The organism is Enterococcus mundtii, assembly GCF_002813755.1.
GTDB classification, from domain to species: Bacteria; Bacillota; Bacilli; order Lactobacillales; family Enterococcaceae; genus Enterococcus_B; species Enterococcus_B mundtii.
The window spans coordinates 2,826,122-2,844,652 of sequence record NZ_CP018061.1 but is presented as its reverse complement, the minus strand read 5'-3'; the positions used below and the strand labels follow the sequence as shown (position 1 = coordinate 2,844,652).

At 39.9% G+C, this 18,531-nt stretch carries 14 protein-coding genes; 11 read left to right on the top strand and 3 right to left on the bottom strand.

Annotated features, from left to right (window positions below; translation table 11 throughout):
• Positions 1–30: 30 nt before the first annotated feature.
• Complete coding sequence (locus tag EM4838_RS13280) at positions 31–1,524, top strand: C40 family peptidase (RefSeq protein ID WP_071866551.1); 1,494 nt, start codon at positions 31–33, stop codon at positions 1,522–1,524.
• A gap of 122 nt (positions 1,525–1,646) precedes the next feature.
• Here EM4838_RS13280 and EM4838_RS13275 read toward each other — a convergent pair whose 3' ends face one another.
• On the bottom strand, positions 1,647–3,446 hold the full coding sequence (locus EM4838_RS13275; protein WP_071866552.1) for a M3 family oligoendopeptidase: 1,800 nt from the start codon (positions 3,444–3,446) through the stop codon (positions 1,647–1,649).
• A gap of 122 nt (positions 3,447–3,568) precedes the next feature.
• On the opposite strand from EM4838_RS13275, the gene EM4838_RS13270 reads away from it, so the two are divergent.
• Positions 3,569–4,075 (top strand): VanZ family protein, encoded by a 507-nt coding sequence (locus tag EM4838_RS13270; RefSeq protein ID WP_071866553.1) that lies wholly within the window; start codon positions 3,569–3,571, stop codon positions 4,073–4,075.
• A 48-nt stretch (positions 4,076–4,123) separates the two neighbouring features.
• Here EM4838_RS13270 and EM4838_RS13265 read toward each other — a convergent pair whose 3' ends face one another.
• Both EM4838_RS13265 and EM4838_RS13260 read right to left on the bottom strand, forming a co-directional pair.
• Positions 4,124–5,524, bottom strand: a complete 1,401-nt coding sequence (locus EM4838_RS13265; protein WP_071866554.1) for a L,D-transpeptidase family protein — start codon at positions 5,522–5,524, stop codon at positions 4,124–4,126.
• A 297-nt stretch (positions 5,525–5,821) separates the two neighbouring features.
• Positions 5,822–6,796 carry an L-lactate dehydrogenase gene (locus EM4838_RS13260; protein WP_019722338.1) on the bottom strand — a complete coding sequence of 325 codons (975 nt, stop codon included), beginning with the start codon at positions 6,794–6,796 and terminating at the stop codon, positions 5,822–5,824.
• A 346-nt stretch (positions 6,797–7,142) separates the two neighbouring features.
• Here EM4838_RS13260 and pth point away from each other — a divergent pair, with 346 nt between their 5' ends.
• From pth to ftsH, 9 genes are all read left to right on the top strand, one after another.
• Positions 7,143–7,703 carry an aminoacyl-tRNA hydrolase gene (gene pth, locus EM4838_RS13255; RefSeq protein WP_071866555.1) on the top strand — a complete coding sequence of 187 codons (561 nt, stop codon included), beginning with the start codon at positions 7,143–7,145 and terminating at the stop codon, positions 7,701–7,703.
• Between the two features lie 17 nt (positions 7,704–7,720).
• The gene (mfd, locus tag EM4838_RS13250; RefSeq protein ID WP_071866556.1) at positions 7,721–11,242 is read left to right on the top strand and encodes a transcription-repair coupling factor; all 3,522 of its coding nucleotides are present in this window, start codon (positions 7,721–7,723) and stop codon (positions 11,240–11,242) included.
• Between the two features lie 15 nt (positions 11,243–11,257).
• Positions 11,258–12,856, top strand: a complete 1,599-nt coding sequence (locus EM4838_RS13245) for a putative polysaccharide biosynthesis protein (RefSeq protein WP_071866557.1) — start codon at positions 11,258–11,260, stop codon at positions 12,854–12,856.
• 9 nt (positions 12,857–12,865) lie between these two features.
• Positions 12,866–13,141: an RNA-binding S4 domain-containing protein gene (locus EM4838_RS13240; RefSeq protein WP_019722335.1), complete on the top strand. Its 276-nt coding sequence runs from the start codon at positions 12,866–12,868 to the stop codon at positions 13,139–13,141.
• Between the two features lie 63 nt (positions 13,142–13,204).
• Positions 13,205–13,630 (top strand): FtsB family cell division protein, encoded by a 426-nt coding sequence (locus EM4838_RS13235; RefSeq protein ID WP_010734119.1) that lies wholly within the window; start codon positions 13,205–13,207, stop codon positions 13,628–13,630.
• A gap of 46 nt (positions 13,631–13,676) precedes the next feature.
• A complete protein-coding gene (locus EM4838_RS13230; protein ID WP_010734120.1) occupies positions 13,677–14,147 on the top strand; it encodes a S1 domain-containing RNA-binding protein in 471 nt (156 codons plus the stop codon).
• A gap of 78 nt (positions 14,148–14,225) precedes the next feature.
• Positions 14,226–15,656: a tRNA lysidine(34) synthetase TilS gene (tilS, locus tag EM4838_RS13225; protein WP_071866558.1), complete on the top strand. Its 1,431-nt coding sequence runs from the start codon at positions 14,226–14,228 to the stop codon at positions 15,654–15,656.
• Complete coding sequence (hpt, locus tag EM4838_RS13220) at positions 15,656–16,201, top strand: hypoxanthine phosphoribosyltransferase (protein ID WP_010734122.1); 546 nt, start codon at positions 15,656–15,658, stop codon at positions 16,199–16,201. Before tilS ends, hpt begins: the two co-directional genes overlap by 1 nt.
• A gap of 90 nt (positions 16,202–16,291) precedes the next feature.
• Positions 16,292–18,388 (top strand): ATP-dependent zinc metalloprotease FtsH, encoded by a 2,097-nt coding sequence (gene ftsH / locus EM4838_RS13215; protein ID WP_019722333.1) that lies wholly within the window; start codon positions 16,292–16,294, stop codon positions 18,386–18,388.
• The last annotated feature ends 143 nt before the right edge of the window (positions 18,389–18,531 follow it).

Here is an 18,531-nt window from a genome sequence, read left to right as displayed (position 1 = left end):
ATTAAATTAAGCCAGTCGGAGGAATGAAGAGTGAAAAAGAGTTTAATATCAGCAGTAATGGTAAGTTCAATGGCCTTGACTGCCGTAGCATCACCGATCGCAGCCGCGGCGGAAGATTTTGATTCTCAAATACAACAACAAGATCAAAAAATTGCGGAATTACAAAACCAACAAGCAAGTGCCCAATCTCAAATCGAGGCATTAGAAGGTCAAGTCGCTGACATCAATACAAAAGCTGAAACTTTATTAGCTAATCAAGCAACATTACGTCAAGAGTCTTCTCAATTGACACAAGAAATTGCAGATCTACAAGAACGTATCGAAAAACGTGAAGCAACAATCCAAGAGCAAGCACGTGAAACACAAGTTAGCAGCAAAAGCTCTAACTACATCGATGCAGTATTGAATGCTGAGTCATTCTCAGATGCAATCGGACGCGTTCAAGCAATGTCATCGATTGTACGTGCGAACCAAGACTTAGTGAAACAACAAAAAGAAGACAAACAGGCAGTTGAAGATAAAAAAGCTGAAAATGAAGCGAAGCTAAAAGAGTTAGCAGAAAATCAAGCGGCTTTAGAATCACAAAAAGGCGACTTACTATCAAAACAAGCTGATTTAAATGTTCTAAAAACTACTTTAGCGGCTGAACAAGCAACAGCAGAAGATAAAAAAGAAGACTTGAACCGCCAAAAAGCAGAAGCTGAAGCAGAGCAAGCACGTATTCGTGAACAAGCTCGTTTAGCAGAGCAAGCGCGTCAACAAGCAGCACAAGAACAAGCTGAAAGAGAAGCACGTGAACAAGCAGCAGCAGTTGCCGCTGCAGCAGCACAAGAGCAAGAACAAGAACAAGCTTCTTCATCAGTACAAGAATCAACAGAAGTTTCTGAATCAGCTACTTCAGAATCATCATCAAGTGCTGAATCTTCAACAGAACAATCTTCAGTTCCTGAATCATCTACATCAACAGAAGATTCAACAACTGAAAGTAGTGTACCAGAATCTTCAACAGAAGAATCTACTACTACACCATCTGTTCCAGAAACAACAACACCATCAACGCCGGAGCCAACAACACCATCAACACCGGAGCCATCAACACCTGCAACACCAGCTCCAACACCTGAACCATCAACGCCGGCACCATCAATTCCAGCGCCAACGACTCCATCTACTAATGGAGCAGCGATTGTAGCTGAAGCGATGAAATACATTGGGACTCCTTATGTATGGGGTGGAAAAGATCCAAGTGGATTTGACTGTTCTGGATTTACACGCTATGTGTACCTACAAGTAACTGGCCGTGACATCGGTGGTTGGACTGTACCTCAAGAATCAGCAGGAGCTAGAATCTCAGTTTCTCAAGCAAAAGCTGGAGACTTATTGTTCTGGGGAGCAGCTGGTGGCACTTACCACGTAGCAATTTCTTTAGGTGGCGGACAATACATCCATGCACCACAACCGGGCGAAAGTGTTAAAATTGGCTCAGTTCAATGGTATGCACCTGACTTCGCTGTAAGTATGTAATTTATGAAGAACTAACTCTTAAGTGAGTTAGTTCTTTTTTTACGAAACTAAAAAGGATCGAACAAACAGTTTTGATAACTGTCTGTCCGATCCTTTAAAATTTTCTTGCTTAGAAAGCATGATCAAATAAATTCTTCCGTCAATTCCATGAAGTTTTGGATATCTTCTAAGACCATGTTGATGCCTGCTTGCCAAAAATCTGGTTTCGTTAAGTCTACACCTAAGTGTTTTTGAGCCAATTCTTCCGTTGTCATTGAAGCAGTATCGCGTAGTAAGTCGATATACTCTTGTTCAAAACTTGAACCTTGCTCGTTAGCATAGGCGTAAATACCTAAACTGAACAAGTAACCAAAAGTATAAGGGAAATTATAAAACGGTACATCATCAATAAAGAAATGTAGTTTTGCTGCCCAGAAATAAGGATGATAAGTAGATAATGCATTTGCATATCCTTCTTTTTGCGCTTCGATCATCATATCAGTGATCTCTTGTTCTGCCACTAGTCCTTTTTGACGAGCAGTATAGAATTGATTTTCGAAGATAAAACGAGAGTGGATATTCATGAACATAGCCAGAGCATTTTGTAATTTTGTATCCAACAAATTGATTTTTTCTTCTTTTGTTGATGCCGCTTTAAGTGTTGCATCAGCTACGATCAATTCTGCAAAGGTACTTGCTGTTTCAGCAACATTCATTGCGTATTCACGATTCAACGCTGGAAGATCCCACATCGTACTACTATGGAAAGCATGACCTAACTCATGGGCTAAAGTAGCGACTTCGTTGACTGAATTGCTATAAGTCATGAAGATTCTGGATTCTTGTGTTTCAGGCAATTCCGTGCAGTAACCACCAGGTCGTTTGCCAGGACGATCCTCTGCTTCAATCCAACTTTTGTTAAAAGCGTCTTGAGCAAATTCAGCCATTTTAGGACTGAATTTATTGAAATTCTCAATGATAAATGCTGCTGCTTCATCAAAGGTAAAGGTTTTTTCTTTCATATCACCTAGAATGATCGGTGCATCTTGATCTTGCCATTCCATTTTTTCTTTACCAAAAAGATTGGCTTTTCTTGTTAAGTAATCGACAAGGGGTTGTTTATTTTTTTGGATCGTCTCCCACATTACATCTAATGTTTCTTTTTTCAAGCGATTATATTCTAAAGGCTTTTGTAAGAAATCTGTTGTACCGTGTAGTTTATAGGTAGATAGACGGAACCCATCTAAATGATTCAAGGTGTCTGTAAATAAAGGTGCTTTTTCTTGCCAAGCAGTTTCCCAAGCTGTAAATAATTGTTTGCGGACTTCTGGATCAGGATCACCCATCATTTTATTGAATGCTTGACCAGCAGATAATTCAATGATTTCTCCCTCTTGTTCAAATGGTACAGTCACGCTAGCGACAATCGTATCATAATGACTACTCCAGGCATTCAAACCATCCAAAGATAATGTATTGATAATGTGCTCCTCGTTTTCAGATAACAAGCGTGCGCCATCGCGACGAATTTCGTTCATACGAAAAGCAATCGGAGCTAATTGATCTTGGGCAATCAAGTTTGTCCATTCATTGTCAGATATTTCTGCAAATTTTTTCGATAAGATCGTATCTGCTGCTTGCCAACGTGGTAACGAAGCATAGAGTTTACCAGACAAAATCTTTGCATCGGAATCTTTGACATTAGCAGATAATAAAGCAGTAATATAACTATTACATTGGCTGAAGCCATTGGTTACTTTTTCTTGAAGTGCCAAAATCGTCACAAGAGAATCGATATCTTCGGATGAAAATGACCATTGATTGATTTGTTCGTAATATGTTTCTATTTGTCGTTCTAATTGAGCCAAACGTTCATTTAATTCAGTTGAAGCACTTCCTCCAGGAAAGATAGAATCTAAATCCCAGTTAAGCGAATAAGTCATCAAAAAACCCCTCTCATATTTATGGTACTATCTCTAGTATAGCATTTAAAGAAGGAATAAGTCTTGGAGAAATTATTGTCGTTTTATGAAAAAAAAGCTATCATAGAAAGAAGAGGTGACTTATGGAGTTTTTAAAAAAACAAAGAAAAAATGGAAATTTCTATTTAGTGTTTGCATTAATGATCATGGCTATTTTATTTTATAGCTCCTCGCAAACCTATGGACAACAATCGCAACTTTCAAGAATTGATGCCTGGTTCCCAAACCAACCCTTTAAAGAAGCATTATCAGGTATCCAGTTTACTTATGGAGAAAGTGTTATCAGTATCGACCATTCTGGATACAGCAAATTCATTGAATTCTTTTTAAGAAAAGGCGCCCATTTTGGCACCTATTTTCTATTAGGAGGTAGTCTGTATCTAGGTGTATTCCCGAAAATGAAAATCTGGTGGTTAACGGGGGTTCTTGCTTGGTTATCTGCGACAGGATACGCCGGTCTAGATGAGTTCCATCAAATGTTGACAGGTGATCGTTCGCCAATGTTCCAAGATGTCATGCTTGATTCGATGGGGGCATTGACTGCAGTTATTATATGTATTTTATTTACTTTTATAAAGAAGAGAAAGTAAAAAAGAGAGCACAGTTGCGTGTCTGCAACTGTGCTCTAGTAGTTACGATTAAAAAATCAAAACAGGCGTACCTTTTTCAACCATTCCAAATAATTCTTTCATGACACCTGGTGGCGTATTGACACAACCATGAGAACCACGAGTTCGCCATAAGTCGCCGCCATATTCTGGTTGCCAATCCGAATCGTGGATACCGATACCTGTCCAATCGACTGGCATCCAATAGTTCACTGGACTTTCATATGGTGTACCATCATCGTTCGTTCCTCTTAATACAGCATTTTCTTCTTTATTCCAGACATAAAAGACACCAGGAGGAGTAGGGGTAGAAGGTTTTCCTGAAACGATATCTGTTTCAAGTGCTACTTTCCCATCTTTGTAGAACCACATATGTTGATTCTCTAAATCGACTTCGATATACGTATCCTCAATCAATGGGTGGTCGGCAGTTGTACTACCTTGAACAATGGGTGAACGTGTGAAATCTTGTCCTGCTAAAATTGCTTCTGTTAAAGCTGTTACTTCGCTATCTGTTTGGATCGTCCAACTGAACGTGCCAGCAGGAACAGTTACTTCGCCACGTTTGGTACTTTTGAATTTAGTATCATTCGTACTTGTATTGTATTTTTCGCCAAGTTCACTAACATATTGACGAACTTTTTCTGAATCAAGTGCTGGTTTTCCATCTTCATAGGTTAACCATTCAACGATGAGTGAAGAAGGGATCGTCACTGTTTCACCATTGATACTGTAAGTTCCTTTTACTTTAGCGATATTATTCATTGTCGTTAACTGCTCAGTCAACTTTTTATCTGTAGATGTGACGGCAGGTTCTTTTTGGAACTCAGTCAGATCAATCGTATCTTTTCCATCATTTACGACAGTCGTCAATTCCTTCGTAACGGCCTCGACATCGACCGTGTTCCCTTTCACTTCAGGCTTGATTTTAAATGAGTCACCAGACTTTTCAATCGTTGCATCGGCAGTAGGTGTACGATCTTTATTCAATTCAGTCAATTCCGTAGACAATGTCTCGATCGTTTGATCCAGTTGTTCCCGTTCCGCACTTAATGGATCGATTTCTTGTTTTTCGGCCGCAGCTACATAGTTCATTCCCCAAGTCCAAGCATTTTGGTTTTTCAGGATGGAAGCTAGATCAGTTGAAAAATCCTTTTTATAACCAAGATCGGACTTTGCAATCTCTTTCCAAACCGTTCCGTTTTCTTTGATTGAAATCGTCTTATTGGAATAAGCTTCTTTTAGCTTGTCATTTGCTTGGTCGATAGTCAGGTTACTTACATTGATCGAATTGACTTCCGTTTTAGGAAGAAAACGATTCGTGTAATATGTACTACGGTAGGTGTAAAAGCCGATTAATACTAGAATCACACCGAGAACAGAAAGCAAACCAATACGCATTGATTTTTTTCGATGAGAAGATCTTGTCATATCTGCAACTCCTTAATAATAATAGTTATAGGGTGTAACGACTCTATCATAGCATAATTTACAGTAAAAGACGAAATGATGTTCCTCTTTATATAAAAATTAACATACTGCATAGAAAAATAACGATAGTTAGACAATAATTTTATATGCAGAAGTGTATAAAAAAACAGGAAATCCTAGAAAATGGAAGGTCGATTTTCAGGATTTCCTGTGAAGATGAGGTTGTTTTCGAAGACATTACTTCTGGAACAACGTGTATTCTTTTTTAGTGAGAACGATAGCGTCTCAAGTAATTAATTATTCAGCATCCAATTTAGCAAAAGCTTCATCTAAGATATCTTTTAATTGTTTTGCTGAAGCGGCCATACGATCTTGTTCGCTGTCGCTTAATGGAATTTCAATGACTTTTTGGATACCTTGACGGTTGATGACAGCAGGTGCACCGATATAGATATCGTTTAGTCCATATTCACCATTCATATAAACAGATAATGGAAGAACTGCATTTTCATCGTCTAAGATCGCGCGAGTGATACGTGCTAAAGCTACAGCAATACCGTAGAATGTTGCGCCTTTTTTCTCGATGATCGTATAAGCAGCGTCACGTACACCGAAGAATAAGTTGACCATTGCTTCTTCATCAACGTCTGGATTATTTTTCACCCATTCATAGATTTGTAAACCAGCAACATTGGCATGTGACCAAACTGGGAACTCAGAATCTCCATGTTCACCTAAAATATACGCATGGACGTTACGTGCATCAACGTCAACTAATTCAGCAAGTGCTTGACGGAAACGAGCAGAGTCAAGTGAAGTTCCTGAACCGATTACGCGCTCTTTAGGGAAACCTGAGAATTTCCAAGTAGAGTAAGTTAAAATATCAACTGGGTTAGCAGCAACTAAGAAAATACCATTGAAACCTGAGTCAACGATTTGTGTAACAACTTCGCGGTTGATTTTTAAGTTTTTATTTACTAGATCTAAACGTGTTTCACCTGGTTTTTGTGGTGCACCAGCTGTGATAACGACTAAGTCTGCATCATGTGCATCTGCATAAGAAGCTGAGTAGATTTTTTTAGGTGAAGTAAATGCTAGAGCGTGTGATAAGTCGATCGCATCTCCTTCAGTTTTTGCTGTATTGATATCGATGATACCAACTTCTTGAGCGATATTTTGTGTAACTAAAGCGAAGGCATAGCTAGAACCTACAGCACCGTCTCCAACAAGTATTACTTTTTGATGATCTTTTTTTTCTGCGTTTGCAGTCATTTATATCAATCCTTCCATTGATTTGTTTTTCCCATGCCTATGCTAACATGGAAAAAGCCTGCTGTCACGCTATTTGGTTACAAAATATAACAGATAACAAGGTTGTACCATATGTAAAAGCTTACATGTGCGTTATTTCACTATTTAGCAAAACCAATGATTTCATTAGTTTTGAATTATAATTTTAATCATTTTTTCATTTATTAAGTTTCTCTTTTTAGCTGTAACAAAGGATTGTGTGTTATACTAATAGGAGCTAAAATAATAAAAAAATCGAGTCAAAGACTGGACCGCCGATGAGCAGTCCAGCCTTTTGTGCTGTTTATAAGATTGGATGAGCGCAGAAATGAAAATGATCGTAGGGCTTGGAAACCCAGGAACGAAATATGAACATACAAAGCATAACGTTGGATTTATGGTGGTGGATCGTTTGGCTGAAAAACACCAAGCGACCTTTAAGAAAAACACATTTGAAGCAGAAGTAGCTGAATTTTTCCACAAAGGTGAGAAAATTTTATTAGTCAAACCCCAAACATTTATGAATGAATCTGGCCGAGCGGTTGGTCCATTGATGACTTACTTTGGGATTTATCCAGAAGAGTTGGTGGTTGTTTATGATGACCTAGATTTAGCAATCGGTAAAATCCGTTTACGACAAAAAGGAAGTGCAGGCGGACATAATGGGATCAAGAGTATTATCTCTCATTTGGATAGTACGATCTTTGATCGAATAAAAGTTGGTATTGGTCGACCAGAAGGTAAAAAAACAGTCGTCCAACATGTTCTCAGTCCCTTTAGTAAAGAGACGCAACCCTTGATCGAACAAAGCATCGATCAATCTGTAGCTGCTATTGAATTTCTATTGGATGGCCATTCCTTTATAGATACAATGAATCAATTTAATTAAGAAAGGAGAATGAAACGATGGATATGATCCAATTGATTGGCAAAGATGCTCAAGTGGCTGAATGGTCCATGAATCTTGAACAACGGATGTCTAGACAGTTGATTACAGGTTTAGCTGGATCTGCTAAGACGTTGTTGTTTGCCCATGCGTTTAAAAAACTGGATAAAAATCTGATTATCCTGATGCCGAATTTATATTACGTCAACCAATTGGCAGAGGATCTGCAACACGTTCTGCCGGCTGAAAGTATTCACTTATTTCCAGTAGATGAAGTGCTTTCCGCAGAAATGGCTTTTTCTTCTCCTGAAGCTCGGGCTGAACGTGTAGCGACGTTGAATCGTTTGCAACAAGATGAGCCAGGAATCTATCTTCTTCCAGTGGCAGCATTGCACAAACGTCTTCCTGATAAAGAAACATGGAACAACGCCCAATTACATTGGCAGATTGGCGACGAGATCGCCGTGGACTCATTACCAAAACAACTCGTCTTGATGGGCTATGAGCGGACAGAGATGGTCGCAAAACCTGGGGAATTTAGTATGCGAGGGAGTATTGTCGATATCTATCCTTTGACATTTGAATACCCTATTCGTGTGGAATTATTTGATGTCGAAATTGATTCTATGAGATACTTCGAAGCCGATACGCAACGATCGATCGAAAAGATTGAAGAAGTGTGGTTGCCACCAACAAGTGAACAAATTTATTCTCAAGAGAATCTGCTTGACGGTATCAACAAAATAGAAAACCTCTTAGAAAAGAAATTAGCAACGACCTCAGAACCTACTGAACGACAATTTTTGCATGACTATTTCGGTCAGTTGATCTCGGAGTGGCAACGAAATGTCCCGACAGACGAAGCGAAGTTCTATGCGGATCTTTTGTATCCTGAACATTTATCGATTTTGGATTATTTTCCCCAAGATAGCTTGCTGATCGTGGATGATTACCAAAGAATCATGGAAACGAATCGTGAAATGGAAAGAGAAGCAGCGGAATGGCACACACAAAAAATCAGTGAGTTGCGCGTATTCTCTGAACAACAATTTGTGGCAGATGTACATGGGATCATCCAAAAAGAAAAATTTGCGACCACTTTTTTCTCTTTATTCCAAAAAGGAATGGGAAATCTCAGGTTCCAAGCACTGTACCAGTTCCAGTATCGCACGATGCAACAGTTCTTTGGGCAAATGCCATTGCTGAAAACGGAAATGGATCGTTGGCGCAAACAAGAGCAAACGGTCGTCATCTTCATTCCAACGAAAGAACGTATCCGTAAGGCGGAGCAAATGTTACGTGATGAAGATATATTAGTGGTAGAAACAGAAGCAGACCAATTGATCAAAGGCCAAGTCCAATTAGTCGAAGGCGCATTGATGACAGGTTTTGAGTTGCCGCAAGAAAAAATCGTAACGATCACGGAAAAAGAGATTTTTCAAAAGACAACAAAAAAACAGACACGTCGTCAAACGGTAACGAATGCAGAACGACTAAAAAGCTACAACGAATTAAAAGCTGGAGACTATGTTGTTCATGCGAATCACGGGATCGGGAAATATATCGGCATGGAAACCTTAGAAGTCGATGGGGTCCACCAAGATTATATGACGATCATTTATCAAAACGATGATAAGCTATTTATTCCTGTCACGCAGTTGAATTTGATCCAAAAATATGTAGCTTCGGAATCCAAAACACCACGAATCAACAAACTCGGTGGTAGTGAATGGACGAAAACGAAACGTAAAATCTCCTCAAAAATCGAAGACATTGCGGATGACTTGATCCAATTGTATGCGGTCAGAGAAGCAGAAAAGGGATACGCATTTGGTCCAGATGACTCTTATCAAAAAGAATTTGAGAATGCTTTTCCATATTCGGAAACAGATGACCAACTCCGAAGTGCGGCGGAAATCAAACGAGATATGGAAAAAGAAAAACCAATGGATCGTTTACTCGTGGGGGACGTCGGCTATGGGAAAACAGAAGTTGCGCTACGTGCCGCTTTTAAAGCAGTCAAAGAAAGTAAACAAGTGGCATTTCTTGTGCCGACAACAATCTTGGCGCAACAACATTACGAAACGATGTTGGAACGCTTTGAGGGATTCCCAGTGAATGTTGGTTTGCTGAGTCGTTTCCGAACAAAGAAACAACAAAAAGAAACGATCGAAGAATTACGCACAGGACAACTAGATATTGTTGTGGGTACCCATCGAGTATTATCAAAAGATATTGAATTTAGCGATTTAGGACTATTGATCGTGGATGAAGAACAACGTTTTGGTGTAAAACACAAAGAACGTTTGAAACAATTGCGTGCGCAAGTGGATGTGCTGACTTTGACAGCGACACCTATTCCGCGAACACTGCATATGTCGATGCTGGGCGTACGGGATCTATCGGTGATCGAAACGCCACCGGCGAATCGGTATCCGATCCAAACGTATGTGATGGAAAAAAATCCAGGTGCGATCCGAGAAGCGATCCAACGAGAGATGGGACGTGGTGGACAAGTTTTCTACTTATATAATCGTGTAGAAACGATTGAGCGTAAAGTAGAAGAAATCCAAGCATTAGTTCCCGAAGCGAGGATCGCCTATGCACATGGACAGATGACGGAAGTCCAACTGGAAAACACATTATTCGACTTTATCGAGGGACAGTATGATGTCTTAGTGACGACGACGATCATCGAAACAGGGGTGGATATTCCAAATGCAAACACACTCTTCGTAGAAAATGCCGATTATATGGGACTCTCTACGCTTTACCAATTACGAGGACGTGTCGGACGAAGCAATCGCGTCGCTTATGCTTATTTTATGTACGAACAGCAAAAAATCCTTAATGAAGTCAGCGAAAAGCGTCTTCAAGCAATCAAAGACTTTACGGAATTGGGTTCAGGATTTAAAATCGCGATGCGAGATTTATCGATCCGTGGTGCTGGTAACTTGCTAGGGGCGCAACAACATGGATTTATCGATGCTGTTGGTTTCGATATGTACTCTCAAATGTTGAGTGAAGCAGTCGCTCGTAAACAAGGTAAAAATCAACAAACAGAAAAAACTTCTGTGGAGATTGATCTAGGCGTCGATGCCTATCTACCAGAAAGTTATGTGTCAGATCAACGCCAAAAAATCGAAATATATAAACGGATTCGCGAATTGGATTCACAAGAGATGTTGGATGAATTAGAAGCAGATCTCCTGGATCGTTTTGGTGAATATCCTGAAGAAGTCGCACATTTGTTGACGATTGGACAAATCAAAATGGATGGCGATCGTGCATTGCTAGAGATGATCCGTAAGCAACAACAAACCATTGTGTTCAAGTTGAGCAAAGTGGGAACAAAACGCTACACGGTTGAACAATTATTTGAAGCGCTGACTGCTACAAAATTAAAAGCAGGACTTGGTGTGGAAAAAGAACAAATGATGATTCGTTTGACCTTGCCACCTCAAACAACGACTGCTGTTTGGTTGCAAGAAATCCAACAATTTGTCAAAGCATTGCGCGAACAGAAATATGCGACTGCATAGGAAGGGGCTGAACCTTTGGATCATAAAGAAATGCGTCAAGTGATGCACGGTGCCTTTGTGTTGACGCTTGCCTCCTTTATAGCAAAAGTCCTCAGCGCACTATATCGGATTCCATTGCAAAACTTAGTGGGCGATGAAGGTTTTTATGTTTATCAACAAGTTTATCCTATTTATGGTATTGCGATGACACTCGCTTTGTCGGGGCTACCCCAGTTTATCTCTAAATATGTAGCAGAAAAAAAAGACCCTTTCGAACAAAGACAAGCATTGAAAAATCTTTATCCCCTTGTTTTTTGGTCAGGCTTTTTACTCTGGCTCTTCGTATTTTCATTTAGTCACTGGATCGCTCTCATGATGGGGGATCAACAATTGATGCCGTTGATTCGGATCGTCTCCTTCACGTTTTTGTTGATGCCAGGACTATCTTATTATCGTGGGAATTTTCAAGGTCGGTTTTTAATGGAGCCCACAGCGGTTTCGCAAGTCGTTGAACAAATTGTTCGTGTAGCGATCATTGTTTTTAGCGCGATTGCCTTTAAGCGATTAGGCTGGACAGTCTATCAAACAGGCACAGCGGCAATGAGTGGCGCAGTATTTGGTGGCGTATGTGCATATGGTGTACTGTACTATTATGAACAAAAAATCCATGGTGGTGCATTGAGCTTCCGCCACTTTCCGATTTTAAGAAGGCCAGCGAAATCACTCGTGCGCCGGTTCTTGATTGAAGGGGGATTAGTATCCATTTATAGTGGTCTATTGATCTTCTTCCAATTGATTGATTCTTTTTTTGTTAAGAATGCGTTACAAATCTATGGTTTATCCGAGCAAGCATCTAAAATAGCTAAAGGAGTATATGATCGTGGGCAACCGTTAGTTCAATTAGGATTAGTTATTGCTACAGCTTTAAGTGCTACGTTCTTACCCGCGTTGACACGCTACCTAACGAGTGCAGTCAAAGGACAATTTTATTCCACAGCAAAAATTTACTTGCGTCTGACGACTGCATTGGCGTTGGCAGCTTCAGTAGGATTAGCTGTATTGTTGCCTTATATCAATTACGCATTGTTTAAAGATTATGCTGGAAATATGACACTAGTTCTGTTTGTTTTTTCCATTGGACTAACTGCAATTATTCAAGCGTACCAAAGCATTGCTCAAAGTAAAAACTCTTTTCGCCCCTCATTAAAGGGTGCTGGTTGGGGCTTGCTTGCTAAAGCTTTAGCTACCCCCCTTCTCACGAGTTATTTAGGAACAGTCGGTGCTAGTTTATCGACATTACTTGGACTATCAGTGACTTTATGGTATTTTGTCCGTACTGAAACTCCAGCAATCAATAGTTTTTGGCACGAACGAAAATTTGGTAAGAAATTAATCCAATGTTTAGGTTGTATGGTCTTAGCGTTGTTTGTGTATTATGGCTTCTTAAACTTATTGTTTGGTCCAGTGAGCCATCGCTCGACTGCTCTTTTTGCCAGCCTAGGCGGTGTCATTATAGGCGTAGTCACATTTGTATATGCAGTGATCTGGACAAAATTATTTACGATCCGTGAATGGCTGTTACTGCCATTTGGTAAGAAAATCTTACGTTTGAAAAAAATAAAAAAAGAAAAGTGAGGACATGAGATGCGATTAGATAAATTTTTAAAAATCTCGCGAATCATCAAGCGCCGATCTGTCGCTAAAGAAGTGGCGGATAAAGGACGAATCAAAATCAATGGCAAACTCGCGAAATCTTCCAGTGATGTCAAGGTTGGAGACCAATTGGACATCCAATTTGGCAACAAAACGATGGAAATCAAGGTAGCAGAGTTGCATGAGTCAACAAAAAAAGAAGATGCACAAAAAATGTATGAAGTCTTGTCAGAAACACGAGTACAAAACACAAGCGAAATAGATTAGACAAGCATTCAGGATGTTGGTATAATAAAGAATGACAATCAAAAAAGATTGGAGCGAATACAGGTGGCAAACAAAAGCAATAAAATCGCTGCACTAGACACAGAGTATGCAAAGAAAAAATATGTCGAATTTCAACAACAACAACGCCAATTGATTTTTCGTAGACGCAGGTTAGCAGCCATCTTTTTAGGTGCTTTGGTCATTTTCGCTGTAATAGGTTTCCAAATTTTTAATGATATGCAACGAATGAATCATTTAAATGAATTAAAAGTCGAAGCAGATACAGAGTTACAACAAATCAATAAAGATGTAGACCAACTCACAGAAGACGTGAAATTGCTTAAAGATGAAGATTACGTAGCAAAACTTGCTAGAAGCAAATTTTTCTATTCAAAAGAAGGGGAGCAAGTCTACCCGATACTTGAATCTACGACAGATAATTCAGCAGACACCGATGAACAAACAACGAGTTCAACAACTGCCCAATAAGCAGTAATATAAAAAAAGGGAAATAATTAGGAGGAACATTTTTTTTATGTCAATCGAGGTAGGAGCAAAACTGCAAGGAAAAGTTTCAGGAATCACAAATTTTGGCGCGTTTATTGATTTAGGAGCTGGCAAAACAGGGTTAGTTCATATCAGTGAAGTATCAAACGGTTATATCAAGGATATTCATGATGTATTGAGCGTTGGTGATGAGGTAACAGTCAAAGTCATTACAGTCAATGATGATGGGAAAATCGGTTTATCTATCCGCAAAGCACAAGAGCAACCAGTAGAAACTAATGATGAAAATCGTCAAAAGAGATATCCACAAAAAGAAACTCGAGATAATCGAGGACGCGCACCGCAGAAAAAATCTTTTTCTCGCAGCCAACCTTCCAATACAAAAGAAGACTTCGATTCATTGATGAGCTCATTTTTAAAAGATAGCGATGATCGATTGACTTCCTTAAAACGCAACACAGAAGGAAAACGCGGAGGCCGTGGCGGTCGCCGTAGCTAAGCTAAGCGAAATTGAAGGGCAGGCAATTGTCACAGACTTTTGTCCGCTCTTTTTATTTTGTAAAAGGATGTGACACCAATGGATAGAAGAGCAAGTCAGTTTAAACAAGCATTTATAAAAAGAGGCTTACGCCGTGGCTATCTGTCTGAACATGCGAAAATACTAGTTGCTGTTTCCGGTGGTGTAGACTCGATGGTTTTACTCGATTGCTTAATGACCGCCCAAAAACAAATTGGCTTTCGGTTAGGGGTTGTCCATATCGATCATCGCTTACGGAGCGTTTCTGCGGATGAAGCAGCCTATCTTGCTGACTTTTGCGATAAAAACAATCTTACTTTCCACTTGAAAGTATGGGAGAATCCAGCGGAACAAGGAATTGAAACGGCTGCTCGAGCTTTTCGGTATGAGAAATTTGATGAGATCGTACGACATGATCATTATGATACATTGATGACAGCGCACCATGGGGATGATCAAATGGAAACGATTTTGATGAAAATCATTCGTGGTGGGCAGCTAGGTACGTATGCGGGAATCAAGGAAACGCAACCTTTTGCTGGTGGGCGACTGATTCGACCGTTGTTGTCATTTAGTAAAGAACAATTGTATGCGTATGCGGAAGCAGAAGATTTACCTTTTTTTGAGGACCATACCAATCAGGAACTAACTGTCCAACGTAATCGACTGCGTCATTTAGTCGTACCACAATTGAAAAAAGAAAATACCCAGGCGATGGCTCATTTCCAAAAATTCTCGCAACAAATCCAATGGGCAGAGCAATTTATCCGAAAAAATACTCATCAGATGATCACGGAACATCTTACGTATGGAGAAGAGCGCTTATCTATTCCGTGGACGGTGATCGAAAGTTTGGAATCATTTGAACGTTACTTCTTCTTTTACACGTTCTTTGATTACGTTTTTCCAGTTACGAAAGTGACGATCAAAGAAAAACAGATTGATACGTTGTTACAACAATGTGAACAAGCCGCAGGACAATGGCAGATTGATCTGGGCAAACGCTGGGTGATCGAACGTTCCTATGAAGTACTTTATCTTTATAAAAGAAAAAAGGAACGATCAACTAATCACCAAGATACTCCGTTAGAAATCATACCGAATCAATCCATTCAGTTAGGAGAGTCGGAATGGTTAGGGATCTACACCCCCGACCAACTTCCAGATTGGAAACTGGATGAAACAGGTGAAATCTTCACTCATGATCTATGGTTATCAGCCGAACAATCGCTTTGGGTCGATCGGCGAAAACCGGGAGATCGCATCCAATTGACGGAGACATTGAACAAAAAAGTGTCAAGATATTTTATCGATAAAAAAATATCTGTTGCACAACGAAAAAATTCATGGGTTATTATAGATGAAGGGAGAAATCTATGGAGTCTAGTCCCTTTTGTCCATTCTTATTTGAGTATTGGTGTAGAAACTGATAAAATACACTACATACTTCTTTACAAATATCAAAAAGAAGCAATTGGAAGGAGAACCTGATGTTAGAAAAAGATATCGAGAGAGTATTGATCACGCAAGAAGAGATACAAGTTCGTTGTAAAGAACTAGGAAAAGAGTTAACTGAAAATTATCAAGATAAAAATCCGTTGGTTGTTGGTGTATTGAAAGGTGCTGTCCCATTTATGGCAGACATTATCCGTTCGATCGATGCTTACCTAGAATTGGATTTTATGGATGTTTCAAGTTACGGTAACGCAACTGTTTCATCAGGTGAAGTGAAAATCGTAAAAGACTTGGATACGAATGTGGAAGGCCGTGATTTATTGATCGTCGAAGACATCATTGATAGCGGAAGAACACTTGCTTATTTAGTCGATCTATTTAAATACCGTAAAGCAAACTCAGTTAAAATCGTGACACTTCTTGATAAGCCCGAAGGCAGAGTCGTAGATATCGAAGCGGATTACATTGGTTTCAATGTGCCAAACGAGTTTGTGGTAGGTTACGGATTAGATTATGCAGAAGCCTATCGAAATCTTCCATACATCGGTGTACTAAAACCGAGCGTTTATCAATCAAATTAATCATCTATCTCTCATAAATTATGTTACAATAGTATGGTCAGGATTGATAAAAGATTTATCAAGTAAAAATAACGCATAGGGAGGACAACTATGAACAAAAAAAACAATGGCATGATGAAAAATGCCTTGTATTATGTCCTCGTAATCTTAGCGATGGTAATGGTCGTCTACTTTATTTTTGGTAACAATGGCCAACGGTCGTCAGATATCGAGTACTCAAAATTCACTGAACAATTACAAGAAGGCAAAATCAAAAACTTTGAGGTGCAACCTGCTAATGGTGTGTATAAGATCTCAGGTGAATACAAAGAACAACAGACAGTTGCAAATAGTGGCGGTCTATCGATTCTAGGTACTACTGAGACATCAACTACGCACTTCACTACGATTATTTTGCCAAACGATACAACATTGAGCCAAGTCACAGAGTTGGCAAAAGACAACAACGTAGCAACTACGATCAGAGAAGAATCAAGTAGCGGCGTATGGGTATCACTCCTATTAAGCTTCTTGCCAATCGTGATCATCGTCTTCTTCTTCTATATGATGATGGGACAACAAGGTGGCGGCGGAGGCGGCGGAGGCCGTGTGATGAACTTTGGGAAATCCAAAGCAAAAGAAGCCGACAAAAAAGCAAATCGCGTTCGTTTCTCTGATGTAGCGGGTGCGGAAGAAGAAAAACAAGAACTTGTCGAAGTCGTTGAGTTCCTAAAAGATCCAAGACGCTTCATTGAACTGGGTGCACGTATCCCAGCCGGAGTTCTCTTAGAAGGACCTCCAGGAACAGGTAAAACATTGCTTGCCAAAGCAGTTGCTGGTGAAGCTGGCGTACCATTCTACTCTATTTCGGGTTCAGACTTTGTTGAAATGTTTGTTGGGGTCGGTGCAAGCCGAGTTCGTGACTTATTTGAAACTGCAAAAAAGAATGCTCCAGCAATCATCTTTATTGATGAAATCGATGCTGTCGGTCGTCAACGTGGCGCTGGTATGGGTGGCGGACACGATGAACGTGAACAAACACTGAACCAATTGCTTGTTGAAATGGATGGATTCGATGGAAATGAAGGCGTGATCGTGATTGCAGCGACAAACCGTTCAGACGTATTAGATCCAGCCTTGCTTCGTCCAGGACGTTTTGACCGTCAAATTTTAGTTGGTCGTCCAGATGTCAAAGGCCGTGAAGCGATTTTACGAGTTCACGCAAGAAACAAACCAATTGCTGACGATGTTGATTTGAAAGTCGTAGCACAACAAACACCAGGTTTTGCTGGTGCTGATTTAGAAAACGTCTTAAACGAAGCAGCATTAGTAGCTGCTCGTCGAAACAAGAAAAAAATCGATGCTTCTGATATCGATGAAGCAGAAGACCGCGTGATTGCTGGACCAGCCAAGAAAGACCGTGTCATCAGCAAACGCGAACGCGAAATGGTCGCTTACCATGAAGCAGGTCATACGATCGTTGGACTTGTCTTGAGTCGTGCCCGTGTCGTTCACAAAGTAACGATCATCCCGCGTGGACGTGCTGGTGGATATATGATCGCTTTACCAAAAGAAGATCAATTCTTAATGACAAAAGAAGATATGTTTGAACAAATCGTTGGTTTACTAGGTGGACGTACCGCAGAAGAAATCATCTTCAACGTTCAATCTACTGGTGCATCAAATGACTTTGAACAAGCAACAGCACTAGCAAGAAGCATGGTTACAGAGTATGGGATGAGTGATCGCTTAGGTCCTGTCCAATATGAAGGAAACCACCAAGTATTCGTAGGCCGTGACTATGGTCAAACGAAAGCATACTCAGAACAAGTTGCTTTTGAAATCGACCAAGAAGTACGCAAGATCTTGATGGAAGCACATCAAAAAGCACATGAAATCATCGAAGCACACCGTGCACAACACAAACTGATCGCAGAAAAACTGCTTGAATTTGAAACATTGGATGCCAAAGCAATCAAATCTCTCTTTGAAAAAGGTGTAATGCCTGAAGGAGCAGAATCGGCAGACTTCCCTAGTGAAAAAGAAGCGCAAACGTTTGAAGAAGCAAAACGTGCACTAGAAGAAAAAGATGCGGAAAAACAAGCAGAAGAAAAGCATGAGTTTGATGAAGCGAAAAAAGAGTTGAATGATGACAATCAATCGACTTCAACGGATGAACAAAATCATTCAGATGATCAAAATAGATAAAGAAAGAAGCTGTGACGAAAGTCGCAGCTCTTTTTTTGTGTCTGATATTTAAAAAAGAAACGCAGAATTTACAAATTCAAAAGTTGAAAAATTTGGAAGTTACTAGTATGATTCACTATGAGTTTTAAAATCGGGAAATGAGG

Bases quoted from the DNA above. Each gene is read 5' to 3' on its own strand.
- EM4838_RS13275 (WP_071866552.1), bottom strand. From the start codon at position 3,446: ATGACTTATTCGCTTAACTGGGATTTAGATTCTATCTTTCCTGGAGGA.
- EM4838_RS13270 (WP_071866553.1), top strand. From the start codon at position 3,569: ATGGAGTTTTTAAAAAAACAAAGAAAAAATGGAAATTTCTATTTAGTG.
- EM4838_RS13265 (WP_071866554.1), bottom strand. From the start codon at position 5,524: ATGACAAGATCTTCTCATCGAAAAAAATCAATGCGTATTGGTTTGCTT.
- EM4838_RS13260 (WP_019722338.1), bottom strand. From the start codon at position 6,796: ATGACTGCAAACGCAGAAAAAAAAGATCATCAAAAAGTAATACTTGTT.
- pth (WP_071866555.1), top strand. From the start codon at position 7,143: ATGAAAATGATCGTAGGGCTTGGAAACCCAGGAACGAAATATGAACAT.
- mfd (WP_071866556.1), top strand. From the start codon at position 7,721: ATGGATATGATCCAATTGATTGGCAAAGATGCTCAAGTGGCTGAATGG.
- EM4838_RS13240 (WP_019722335.1), top strand. From the start codon at position 12,866: ATGCGATTAGATAAATTTTTAAAAATCTCGCGAATCATCAAGCGCCGA.
- EM4838_RS13230 (WP_010734120.1), top strand. From the start codon at position 13,677: ATGTCAATCGAGGTAGGAGCAAAACTGCAAGGAAAAGTTTCAGGAATC.
- tilS (WP_071866558.1), top strand. From the start codon at position 14,226: ATGGATAGAAGAGCAAGTCAGTTTAAACAAGCATTTATAAAAAGAGGC.
- hpt (WP_010734122.1), top strand. From the start codon at position 15,656: ATGTTAGAAAAAGATATCGAGAGAGTATTGATCACGCAAGAAGAGATA.
- ftsH (WP_019722333.1), top strand. From the start codon at position 16,292: ATGAACAAAAAAAACAATGGCATGATGAAAAATGCCTTGTATTATGTC.